Here is an 11,694-nt window from a genome sequence, read left to right on the forward strand (position 1 = left end):
TATGAATAAACAAAAAAATGATGTGACGATCAGCATCGTGACCCATAATAGTGACAAGATTTTTTTGAGTTTAGATTCACTGATTCAAAGTTTAGGGCAACAGGAAACGATCAAAATCAGAATTTTCGATAATGCTTCTGACACTGCATACTGTGAGCGGCTAAAAACGTATTTAAGCTATCCTTTCATGGAGATCAATTTTTATTCTGAAAATAAAGGCTTTGGTTTTGGTCACAATGCCAACCTATTGGATCAAACAGGATATGGCATCATCTTTAACCCAGATATTATTTTGTCTGAGAACCAACTAAACGCAATGGTGGATCATTTAGCCCAACATCCTGAAGCTGGATTATTAGCACCCAAGATTTTGAATGAAGATGGGACAACTCAATTTTTGATCCGTGATCACTTGAATGTTTTCGATTATATGCTGCGATTCATTCCATTTAAATTTGTAAAGAAAATGTTTGCGCAACGTTTGGCCAAATTTGAATGCCGTGATTTGCCAGATGATCAAGATAGTTATGTTCGAATGATTTCTGGCAGCTTTATGGTAGTCGATTTGAAAAAATTTAATCAAATCAAAGGCTTTGATCCAAGATACTTTATGTATTTTGAAGACAACGATCTTTGTCGTAAAATGGAACAAGCCGGTTACAAAGCGTTGTATAGCCCTCAATTTTCAGTCGTTCATTTATATGAACGCGGGGCAGTCAAAAGTCGTAAGTTATTTATTATTTTTTTACAGTCTATGAGAAAATATTTTTCCAAATGGGGCTGGCAACTTTTTTGAGTTTTGGAGGTAGGGAATGAACAGACAGTCTAACATGCAAGTTTCTGTTTGTATGGCAACGTACAATGGTAGGCATTTTATTGAAGAACAATTGAACAGCATATTCCCACAACTTTCTGCTGAAGATGAGTTGATTATTTCCGACGACCATTCAACCGATGGGACGTGGGAATTTTTATTAGCTTTAGCAAAAAGAGACCCAAGAATAAAATTATTTCAAAATGACCAGCAAGGATTAATCAAAAATTTTGAAAATGCGATCAAACAAAGTACAAAAGCACTTATTTTTTTGTGTGATCAAGACGATGTTTGGCATAAAGATAAAGTTGAAACCACTGTTCGCTATTTTGCTGATCCGAAGATCCAAGTCGTCGTCTCTGATTTGATCATTGTAGATAATGATTTTGAGGTATTGGTACCTTCATATCAAGCGATGCGCCATACACGTCCAGGTTTCTGGGCCAATCTTTTGAAGAGCAGTTATATCGGTGCAGGGATGGCTTTTCGATCAGAACTAAAAGCCGTTATTTTACCGATTCCTAAAGAAGTACCGATGCACGACATGTGGATCGGATTGTTAGCGGATTATCATAAAGGTGTTAAGTTTATTTCAGAACCATTGGTTTATTACCGTCGCCATGGTTTGAATGCTTCAGAGATCAAAACAACGGCTTCGCGCATGCAACAATTCAAATGGCGGTGGAATGCTTTTCAATTAGTTCGAAAAAGAGTAAAAGAAATCAAAGAAAAACAACAAAAACATTTTTCTAATAACAAACATCAGGTATAATAAGTTCGTATGCTTTTAAAGAATACCGATTCAAATAGTAATAAGATCAAAATGCTAATCGCATTTGATATTTTTGCCAGCAGAATCGGAGCACATTATAATGGATAAGGAGCGTAAGTATGAAAGGAATTATTTTAGCAGGTGGCAGTGGGACACGTTTATATCCACTGACTAAAGCAACGTCGAAACAATTAATGCCGGTCTATGACAAACCGATGATTTATTACCCAATGTCTACTTTGATGTTAGCGGGGATCAATGAAATTTTGATTATTTCTACACCGCAGGATACACCACGTTTTGAAAATCTTTTTGGAGATGGTCATGAACTAGGAATCCATATCGAATATGCGGTACAAGAAAGTCCCGATGGATTGGCTCAAGCCTTTATCATTGGAGAAGACTTTATCGGCGATGATAGTGTCTGCCTAGTACTTGGAGACAATATCTATTATGGAGATGGCTTATCTCGGATGTTGCAACGCGCTGCAAAGAAAACAGAGGGTGCAACAGTCTTCGGCTATCATGTAAATGATCCTGAACGTTTTGGTGTGGTTGAATTCGATGAAGAGATGCGTGCCGTATCGATCGAAGAAAAACCAGAAGCACCAAGATCAAATTACGCGGTTACTGGCTTGTATTTCTATGATAATGAAGTTGTTGAAATCGCCAAAAATATCCAACCATCTGAACGTGGCGAGTTAGAAATCACTGATGTCAACAAAGAATATTTGAAACGCAATAAATTATCAGTTGAAGTGATGAGTCGTGGATTTGCTTGGTTAGATACTGGAACCCATGAATCATTATTAGAAGCGTCAACGTTTATCTCAACGATCGAAAAACGTCAAAACTTAAAAGTAGCTTGTTTAGAAGAAATTTCTTATCGAATGGGCTACATTACAAAAGAACAATTAGTTGAATTGGCACAACCATTGAAGAAAAACCAATATGGCCAATACTTATTACGTTTAGCAGAAGAGGAATAGACATGGGAAAAATCAAAGTTACAGAAACAAATTTAACAGATGTAAAAATTATTGAACCAGCTGTTTTTGGTGACCACCGTGGTTTCTTCACTGAAAGTTATTCAGAAGAAGATTTTAGAGCAGCCGGTATCGAACATCATTTTATTCAAGACAATCATTCATTATCGACTCAACCAGGTGTTTTACGTGGATTACACTTCCAAAAAGGAAAATCAGCACAAACAAAATTAATCCGAGTTGTTTCTGGTGCAGTTCTTGATGTGATCGTGGATATCCGAAAAGGCAGCCCAACCTACGGTAAATGGGAAGGCTATATCCTTTCAGAACATAACCACCGTCAATTATTAGTTCCTCGCGGTTTCGCTCATGGTTTTGTGACCTTGACACCAAATGTGAACTTTATGTATAAATGTGACAATTACTATGATGCGGAAGCAGATGGCGGAATCTCATTTGCAGACCCAGATCTTGCCATCGATTGGCCGATCGATATCGAAAAAGCTATCACATCAGAAAAAGATGCCAAACAACCAACATTGAAAGAATTTGAAGCTGAAAATCCTTTCGTGTATGGTGAAATTTAAGCAAACTAGGAGCAAAAACAGATGAAAAATATTATCGTAACAGGTGGAGCTGGCTTCATCGGCTCTAACTTCGTTCATTATGTAGTTAATAATCATCCAGAAGTCCACATAACGGTTTTGGATAAATTAACTTATGCTGGAAATAAAGAAAACTTAGCGGGATTACCGGAAGACCGCGTAGAATTAGTTGTCGGTGATATCGCTGATGCTGAATTAGTAGAACGTCTAGTACAAAAAACAGATGCAGTCGTTCACTATGCTGCAGAATCCCACAATGATAATTCATTGAAAGATCCATTCCCATTTGTTCAAACAAATATCATTGGAACGTATACATTGATTGAAGCGTGTCGTAAAAATAATGTTCGCTATCATCATGTTTCAACAGATGAAGTGTATGGCGATCTTCCGTTAAGAGAAGATTTACCAGGGCATGGTGAAGGTGAAGGAGAAAAATTCACTGCTGAAACACCGTATAACCCTTCAAGCCCTTACTCATCAACAAAAGCTGGGTCAGATTTACTAGTGAAAGCTTGGGTTCGTTCATTTGGTTTACAAGCGACGATCTCAAACTGTTCAAATAATTATGGGCCTTACCAACACATTGAAAAATTTATTCCACGCCAAATCACGAATGTCTTAAGCGGTATTCGTCCAAAACTTTACGGCGATGGAAAAAATGTTCGTGACTGGATCCACACAAACGACCATTCTTCTGCTGTTTGGGCAATTTTGACTAAAGGCAGAATTGGCGAAACGTATTTGATCGGTGCGGATGGTGAAGAAGATAATAAAACAGTGATGGAAATTATCTTAGAAGAAATGGGTCAACCTAAAGACGCATATGATCACGTAAAAGACCGTGCAGGTCATGATTTACGTTACGCGATTGATTCAACCAAATTACGTGAAGAATTAGGTTGGAAACCTGAATTTACGAATTTCCGTGCTGGGATGAAAGATACCATCAAATGGTATACTGAAAACGAAAACTGGTGGCGGGCTGAAAAAGAAGCAGTTGAAAGCAATTATGCGAAAAACGGCCAATAATATTAACTAAATGAGGCAGGTGCATCCTGCCTTTTTTTGAGAGATAATAGATTGATAAAAAGTAAGGAGTAGAGATAAATGATCTTAATTACAGGTGGACAAGGACAATTAGGAACAGAGCTACGCCATTTACTTGATGAAAGAAAAATCGAGTACGTGTCAACGGATGCTGATCAATTAGATATCACGGACAAAGAAGGTACATATAAATTTATTACTGAGATGAAACCAGAATTGATTTATCATTGTGCCGCGTATACTGCAGTCGATAAAGCTGAAGAAGAAGGCAAAGAATTGGATGAAAAAATCAATGTCGAAGGCACCCGTAATGTAGCAGAAGCTGCGAAAGCTGCAGGCTCAACCTTAGTCTACATCAGTACCGACTATGTTTTTGATGGAAAAAAACAAGATGGTATGTACCAAATCGATGATACGACAAATCCATTAAGTGAATATGGACGGACAAAACTTTTAGGTGAACAAGCTGTCCAAGAAACAATGGAAGACTACTATATTATTCGTACTTCTTGGGTTTTTGGTATCTATGGACACAACTTCATTTATACCATGCAAAATTTAGCTAAGACGCATGATCGTTTAACAGTTGTGAACGACCAATTCGGCCGTCCAACATGGACTCGGACATTGGCTGAATTTATGACCTTCGTAATTGCAGAGAAAGCACCATTTGGTGTCTATCATCTATCAAATGAAAATAGCTGTTCATGGTATGAATTTGCGAAAGAAATCTTAAAAGAGACAGATGTAGAAGTTGCACCTGTAACTTCAGCGGAATACCCACAAAAAGCAACACGTCCACAATATTCGATCATGGACTTAAGTAAAGCCAAAGCATTAGGCTTTGAAATTCCAACATGGCAAGAAGCATTAGCTAGTTTCTTAGAATTAGAAGCGAAACAATAAGAAAAAGGAAGTGAGAGAAAGATGTTCGAATTAATCGTCGTTTTGTATAACATGACTTACTCAGATTCGCCAACGATCAATAGTTTGAATAAATTGCTCACTTCCGATTTTTTTCCTGAGATCCAAAAAGTATTGATTTTTGATAATAGCGATCAAGCGACACAGCCAAGTGGCTTAGAAGCACGTTTTGTTTATCAACATAGTCAAGAAAATGTTGGTTTAGCTAAAGCTTATAATTATGCGATCAAGCAACGAGGGCAGAAGACTGAGTGGTTGCTGACATTAGATCAAGATACTCAATTAACCAACGCTTACTTGAAAGAAATGCTTATAAAAGCAAGGACATTGCCTGAGAAAGTCGTTGCGATTGCTCCAGTGATCATGGATCAGCAGCAACAAATCTCTCCAGTTCGCAGTGATACGTTGCGTCCATTACATAAAGAATTGCCCCAAAGTGATCAAATATTCTCTAGTGATATCATGGTCATCAATTCAGGTACAGCCATTCGCATCGATTTTTTACTTCAAATCAACGGTTACAATGAAGAATTTCCGTTAGACTATCTCGATCATTGGTTAAGCTGGAAAATTTTTGCAGAACAGCGGCAACTATACAACTTAAAAACTATTCTGCAACATGAATTATCGGTATTGCATTATGAGGAGCAAATGAAAGTAAGCCGCTATCAGTCTATTTTACAAGCTGAATACAATTATTATCTTAAGTATGCTTCTAATTTGTTCTCAACTTACCGTAAGCAATTATTTTTACGTAGTTGTAAACAATTTTTGACAGGAAAAATAAACTATGGGAGATTGACTTTTAATTTTTTAATCACGGGAGGAAATAATGGAAACTAGGTCAACTAACCGCTATAGAAAAATTTCATCTGAAAAAAGGAATCCATTTTTAAGGTTTCTTGACCAAATGCTCCGCTTTAGATACCTAATTGGGTTATTTTTTCTTATATTAGCAGTAGCCTTAAATTTGAATGGTAGTTCGATTGGATCGTGGGATAAAATTGTTTCTGAGCGATCCGATAACAAAACATCGGACATTATTTTAGGAGAAAATCGTGAGGTCCGATCGGATGAATGGATGGTCCAAACGCCTTTTTATTTTTCCCAAGCAGAACACGATTATCCAGTAGTGAATCAGCAATATGGCAAAGAAGGCCAAAATATGATTATTGCGTATAATTCACCAGTAAAAGATTTAACCGTGATTGGTAAACCCTTTAATTGGGGCTTTTTCTTTCTAGGAAAATCAAGGGGACTATCTTTTTATTGGGCGTTCAAAATTATTGGAATGCTGTTACTTAGTTTTGAGTTAGTTATGATTTTGACTAAAAGAAATAAATATCTATCTTTACTAGGTTCTTTTTGGATTACATTCTCGCCTTCGATCCAATGGTGGTTTATGCAGCATGTGGGAGATTTGATGTTCTTTACTTTAGCAATCATGGTAGCTAGCCACTATTATATTGCTAGACATGAGAAAGTCCTGCTGCGCGTTTTAATGATGCTTATGATTGTTATTAGTGGGATTGGTTTTGTTTTAGTTCTTTACCCTGCTCATCAAGTACCATTGACTTATCTTATTTTATTTTGGTTGTTCGGAACGCTGATCCACCATCGAAAAAAGATTATTTTAGATATTTGGGATCTACCGATTATTATAGGCGGATTAGGGATTATTACTTTTATCCTTTTGTATTTTTATCATACGTCTAAAGATGCCATAGAAGCCACTATGAACACAATTTATCCTGGACATCGTGAGGCGAGCGGTGGAGGACGTCCACTATCGGATTATTTCTTGTTTTTAACAAATTGGAAAATTCCATTTAAGAATTTCAATTTCCATGGAACTAATAATAGTGAAGTAGCTTCTTATTTTAACTTCTTCCCATTAACCATTTTACTTTCTCCGTTCATTGTTTTTTCTAAACAGGGTAAAGAAGAGAAATATATCGGAGCTATCTTAGGGTTATTTTGTTGCCTCATTTTTGGTTGGACATTCTTTGGATACAGTCATGGAGTTGCTAAAGTATTATTGTTAACTTATGTAACAAGTACTCGTGGATTAGTGACATTAGGGTTTGCTTCAGTATTATTGTCATTATGGATGATCAATTTTCTTTGGGAATATGGGCATATGCCTTATTGGATCAAGTTAATTTTCTTAGTGATTATCATGGGAATAGCAACTTATTCAGTTGTATCATCTATTATGGGAATGTATTTTAATTATTTTGAAATTATTATGACTTTAGTTGTCTTTGGATTAATCATGTTTTGTTTACTTTTCAAACGGAAGAAAATGTTCTTATGGCTAATGCTTGTAGTTGTTTTAGTTTCCGGAATAACCGTTAATCCAGTAGTTAAAGGAATCGGCGCAATTGAGAAAAAAACATTAGCTGAAGAAATCGTAAAGATAAAAAAAGAGGATCCAAAAGCCTTGTGGTTATCAGAAGCGGATTTATATAATTTTACCCCTGCATTAGGTGTGAAGACTGTGAATTCAGTCCGTTTTTACCCAGATATGAAATTATGGAAAAAAATTGATCCTAAACATAAGCATGAAGATGTGTATAATCGTTATGCACATGTCCGTGCGTTTGTTACAGCTGATAAAACAAAATTTCATTTAGATCGACCGGATAACTTTACGGTTAATATTAATTTTACCGATTGCAAGAAATTAGGAATCGATTATGTAATCAGTAAACGTCCTTTAGAAGATTACAATGCTTTAAATTATGCTCAATTTGACCGTGTTTATGGCCCAGATAAAGATAAATGGTCCATTTATAAATTAAGTTTTACTTCTGATGAGACACAGGATCAGACAACAGTTGATCCTGTTGGAGGGACAGATGAATATCAAGAAATTCCTCAACAATCACCTGATGATTATGGATATATTTATTAAAAGTCCGGAGGAAAAAAATGGAACGAATAAGAAAAGACACCTCGGCAGTTTTAAATTTAATTAGTGCCTTTATTTTAATAGCAATGACTTTAATATGCTTTTTCTTATGGACAAAGGGAATTGGTACCCAAGGAATGTTCAATTTATATGCGAACATGAACCGCTATATGCCAATAGGTGCCACAATAGTATTACTATTAAACGTTTATCGTTTAAAAATGGGTGATATCATTTGGATTGCTTTAGCAATCGCTTCTATTATTTTTTATCATCAATTTGATGCCTTGAGAGAAGCTGGTTTTTTACAGGATATTACATTAGCATTGATTATTTTTATCGTAATAGATTTTAAATTAGTTGAATTTACAAAAGAAATTAGAATCTTATTTGCTGGCTTGATGCTACTGATTTTACTGATCACTGCTTATCGTATTTTTACAGAAATACCGACTACTGAAGGAATTAGTATCTGGGATAAAAGTAATAAGCTTCAAGAGATATGGATTAATACCAATACAATTGGAAGTAGTATAATGTGTTCTAGTTTTATTGCAATTACATTACTCCAATCTCTAGAAGGGACCTGGGCAAAATATTTGAAATACCCTACCTATTTAATCGCTCTAGCTTGTACTTGGGTCGTACAATCGCAAGCGGCTTTCATTGCTGTTGTCTTTTTTGTCTTTTTTGATTTATGGCCTAATTTCTTAAAAGAGAAAATGAAATGGGTCTATGGAATTGGCTATAGTATTTTTTTGATCGGAATTTTTCCATTGTCACTTATTTTAGCTAACTCAAGTGAGATTGATTTATTTACTGGTCGTGAAGATATTTGGAAACATTTTTATCAAACGCTATTTAAAGTAAAAGAACAATTTTGGGTAGGTATGCCACCGTTTACGTTTCATAGAGGAACACAAATTCTAGGTAATCATAATAGTTACAATGCGACGATTGGTGCATTTGGATTAATTGGATTAACTTTCATGAGTTTGTTTATCTTATATAACGTTTGGCTCTTAATTTTAAGATCAGATACCCAACCAACCCAATGGAGTTTTTTGATTGCTTTCTTTGGAGTACTGCTTCAATCAACGATGGAAGATACGTTGATGGCTGCTTATTGGATTCCGATTACTTTTTGTTTACTAGGTTTGGCTTGGCAAAAAAATAAAATTTGGGTTACTGTGGAGACTGATGAACAAATAGATGGATTTTTTGAGTCGGATGAAGAAATAAATCCAATGACTCGTTCACAAAGACATCAATAAAACAAAAACTTAAAAAAAGCTTAGACATATCAAAATATCTAAGCTTTTTTGTTTTACCTAATTTAAACTATTAATTTTGATATAGAATTGCCAAATTAAGTCTATTTGATTAAAAATATTTCACGAACTATCTACTTTTTAAGTATTGTATATCAAGAAAAAAATTTTAATTAGAAGAAATGCTATTTCTTCTTTCTTATTGAGTGATGAAACCTTGTTGCTGTCTGTGAATGACCTTGCTTTTATATTTATCTTTCTGTAGAATAATAACGTTAATCAACTAGAAAAGTAATAAATCAAGAGTTAGATGAGAGGAAAAAAAATGTTTAAAGACCTACTGAGTTTTTTCAAAGAAATTTTTCAAAATCGCACGCTACTAAAACAATTTTCTGTAAATGATTTCAAGGCACGCTATGCAGGATCAGCTTTAGGAATATTTTGGGCTTTTGCCAATCCATTGGTTATGGTAGTAACTTACTGGTTTGTCTTTGGCGTAGGATTTAAAGCAGCAATGACGGATGGAAAATATCCATTTATCGTTTTTCTACTGACTGGTTTAGTCCCATGGATGTATTTTTCAGAAGTACTTGGTTCAGCGACCAATGTTTTTCGTGAATATAGTTATTTAGTTAAGAAAGTTGTTTTTAATATTCGTATACTGCCTTCTGTAAAATTGTTTTCAGCGATGTATATGCACATTTTCTTTATTGTAATCGCGCTTGTTGTTGCGCTCTTCAACCATATCATCCCAGGATTACACTTGTTACAACTGGTTTATTATCTATTTTGTATGATTATGTTTTTAACAGGATTAACATGGATCACATCATCAATTCAACCGTTTTTCCCTGATATTAATCAATTCATTGTAGTGATCATGCAAGCATTGATGTGGGGAACGCCAGTTTTATGGAGTATCAATCAATTTGCTGCGCATCCAACGATTCAATTTATTTTGAAATTCAATCCAATGTTCTATGTTGTTCAAGGATATCGTGATGCGTTTTTCGGTGAGCAATGGTTTTGGGATAAACCGTTACTAACCATCTATTTCTGGGTGGTGACAATCATCTTATTAATAGTTGGCAGCATTGTTTTCAAACGCTTGAAACCACATTTTTCTGATGTTCTATAAGGAGATAAATTTAAATGACTGAAACAGTAATTGAAATTAACCATTTAACAAAAAAATATGATATGTACAAAAAGCCTTCAGATCGTTTGAAAGAAGCTTTAAGCCCTTCAAGAAAAACATATCATGAAGTGTTTTATGCTTTGAACGATGTAAATGTTGCCGTACAAAAAGGTGAAATGATTGGTTTTATCGGTGAAAATGGATCGGGTAAATCGACTATTTTAAAAATTATTACGGGTGTTTTAACGCCATCTTCTGGTGAAGTGAAAATAAAAGGGAACATTGCCGCATTACTAGAACTAGGTTCAGGTTTTAATCCTGAATATAGTGGGTATGAAAATATTTTTCTTAATGGAATGGTGCTAGGTTTTTCTCGTGAAGAAATGGCTGAGAAAGTCGACGACATCATTAACTTTGCAGATATCGGAGATCATTTATATCAACCAGTTAAAACTTATTCTAGTGGGATGTTTGTGCGACTAGCCTTTGCAGTTGCAATCAATGTAGATCCTGATATCTTAATCGTTGATGAAGCGTTGGCTGTAGGAGATTTAGAATTCCAATTAAAATGTATGGAAAAATTCACGGAGCTACGTAATGCAGGTAAAACAATCCTTTTCGTTTCTCATGATGTAAATGCTGTTCGCCGTTTTTGTGACCGTGTATATTGGTTGAAGAATGGTGTAGTAGAAGATGAAGGCGAAACAATGGAAATTACGGAAACATACGAAAATTTCTTAAAGAAAAAATCATTGAAAACCGTTGACCGTGAAAGTTCATCATCAGAAGAATTTTCAGCTTATGATATTGTAGAAGTAAAATCGGCCGAATTATTAGATGAAAATTTACAGCCATTAGAGTTAGTTGAACAAGACAGCAAAGTTGTCATTAAAGTCGTATACAATGTTAAAGATGATTCAATTAAAAAACCTGTTCTAGGTGTAGCAATTCGAACGGTGGATAATAACTATGTATGTGGTTTGAATACTTTATTGGATGAAGAATCCATTCCTTGGGAAAAAGGAGAAAATACTTTTTATTTAGAATATGAAAAAATGGCACTTCTAGGTGGAGAATATTATTTCGATGTAGCACTTTTTGAGGAAAACGCAACGGTGCCATTAGTTTATAAAACAAGATATCTTACAATGTTTATTTCAGGTAAATATGTAGGTGAAGGTATTGTTGTTTTGGATCATAAGTGGAAGGATACGATTTAA

11 protein-coding genes are annotated in these 11,694 nt (G+C 35.1%); all 11 read left to right on the forward strand.

Going from position 1 to position 11,694, the window contains the following annotated elements:
* The first annotated feature begins 1 nt into the window (after window position 1).
* The 11 genes from ACKTSC_RS01600 to ACKTSC_RS01650 all read left to right on the forward strand — a co-directional run bounded on the left by ACKTSC_RS01600 (window position 2) and on the right by ACKTSC_RS01650 (window position 11,694).
* A complete protein-coding gene (locus ACKTSC_RS01600) occupies window positions 2-796 on the forward strand; it encodes a glycosyltransferase family protein (protein WP_407856649.1) in 795 nt (264 codons plus the stop codon).
* 16 nt (window positions 797-812) lie between these two features.
* Window positions 813-1,586, forward strand: coding sequence for a glycosyltransferase family 2 protein (locus ACKTSC_RS01605; protein WP_407856650.1), 774 nt, complete (start codon window positions 813-815; stop codon window positions 1,584-1,586).
* A 119-nt stretch (window positions 1,587-1,705) separates the two neighbouring features.
* Window positions 1,706-2,575, forward strand: coding sequence for a glucose-1-phosphate thymidylyltransferase RfbA (gene rfbA, locus ACKTSC_RS01610; RefSeq protein ID WP_407855908.1), 870 nt, complete (start codon window positions 1,706-1,708; stop codon window positions 2,573-2,575).
* A gap of 11 nt (window positions 2,576-2,586) precedes the next feature.
* Window positions 2,587-3,159 (forward strand): dTDP-4-dehydrorhamnose 3,5-epimerase, encoded by a 573-nt coding sequence (gene rfbC / locus ACKTSC_RS01615; protein WP_407856684.1) that lies wholly within the window; start codon window positions 2,587-2,589, stop codon window positions 3,157-3,159.
* Window positions 3,160-3,180: 21 nt separating this feature from the next.
* A complete protein-coding gene (gene rfbB / locus ACKTSC_RS01620; RefSeq protein ID WP_407856651.1) occupies window positions 3,181-4,209 on the forward strand; it encodes a dTDP-glucose 4,6-dehydratase in 1,029 nt (342 codons plus the stop codon).
* A gap of 78 nt (window positions 4,210-4,287) precedes the next feature.
* Window positions 4,288-5,133, forward strand: a complete 846-nt coding sequence (gene rfbD, locus ACKTSC_RS01625; RefSeq protein WP_332580550.1) for a dTDP-4-dehydrorhamnose reductase — start codon at window positions 4,288-4,290, stop codon at window positions 5,131-5,133.
* A 21-nt stretch (window positions 5,134-5,154) separates the two neighbouring features.
* Complete coding sequence (locus ACKTSC_RS01630) at window positions 5,155-5,994, forward strand: glycosyltransferase (RefSeq protein ID WP_407856652.1); 840 nt, start codon at window positions 5,155-5,157, stop codon at window positions 5,992-5,994.
* Window positions 5,984-8,068 (forward strand): DUF7657 domain-containing protein, encoded by a 2,085-nt coding sequence (locus ACKTSC_RS01635; protein WP_407856653.1) that lies wholly within the window; start codon window positions 5,984-5,986, stop codon window positions 8,066-8,068. Before ACKTSC_RS01630 ends, ACKTSC_RS01635 begins: the two co-directional genes overlap by 11 nt.
* A 17-nt stretch (window positions 8,069-8,085) precedes the next feature.
* Window positions 8,086-9,339, forward strand: a complete 1,254-nt coding sequence (locus ACKTSC_RS01640) for an EpaQ family protein (RefSeq protein WP_332580547.1) — start codon at window positions 8,086-8,088, stop codon at window positions 9,337-9,339.
* A 322-nt stretch (window positions 9,340-9,661) separates the two neighbouring features.
* Window positions 9,662-10,474: an ABC transporter permease gene (locus ACKTSC_RS01645; protein ID WP_332580546.1), complete on the forward strand. Its 813-nt coding sequence runs from the start codon at window positions 9,662-9,664 to the stop codon at window positions 10,472-10,474.
* A 14-nt stretch (window positions 10,475-10,488) separates the two neighbouring features.
* Window positions 10,489-11,694, forward strand: coding sequence for an ABC transporter ATP-binding protein (locus ACKTSC_RS01650; protein WP_332580545.1), 1,206 nt, complete (start codon window positions 10,489-10,491; stop codon window positions 11,692-11,694).

The organism is Enterococcus hailinensis (assembly GCF_045862035.1).
In the GTDB taxonomy this organism is placed as follows: Bacteria; Bacillota; Bacilli; order Lactobacillales; family Enterococcaceae; genus Enterococcus_A; species Enterococcus_A hailinensis.

Excerpts from the sequence above, each read along its gene's own strand:
- ACKTSC_RS01640 (WP_332580547.1), top strand. The coding sequence starts at position 8,086 with ATGGAACGAATAAGAAAAGACACCTCGGCAGTTTTAAATTTAATTAGT.
- rfbB (WP_407856651.1), top strand. The coding sequence starts at position 3,181 with ATGAAAAATATTATCGTAACAGGTGGAGCTGGCTTCATCGGCTCTAAC.
- ACKTSC_RS01605 (WP_407856650.1), top strand. The coding sequence starts at position 813 with ATGAACAGACAGTCTAACATGCAAGTTTCTGTTTGTATGGCAACGTAC.
- ACKTSC_RS01645 (WP_332580546.1), top strand. The coding sequence starts at position 9,662 with ATGTTTAAAGACCTACTGAGTTTTTTCAAAGAAATTTTTCAAAATCGC.
- ACKTSC_RS01630 (WP_407856652.1), top strand. The coding sequence starts at position 5,155 with ATGTTCGAATTAATCGTCGTTTTGTATAACATGACTTACTCAGATTCG.
- ACKTSC_RS01635 (WP_407856653.1), top strand. The coding sequence starts at position 5,984 with ATGGAAACTAGGTCAACTAACCGCTATAGAAAAATTTCATCTGAAAAA.
- rfbD (WP_332580550.1), top strand. The coding sequence starts at position 4,288 with ATGATCTTAATTACAGGTGGACAAGGACAATTAGGAACAGAGCTACGC.
- rfbA (WP_407855908.1), top strand. The coding sequence starts at position 1,706 with ATGAAAGGAATTATTTTAGCAGGTGGCAGTGGGACACGTTTATATCCA.
- ACKTSC_RS01650 (WP_332580545.1), top strand. The coding sequence starts at position 10,489 with ATGACTGAAACAGTAATTGAAATTAACCATTTAACAAAAAAATATGAT.
- ACKTSC_RS01600 (WP_407856649.1), top strand. The coding sequence starts at position 2 with ATGAATAAACAAAAAAATGATGTGACGATCAGCATCGTGACCCATAAT.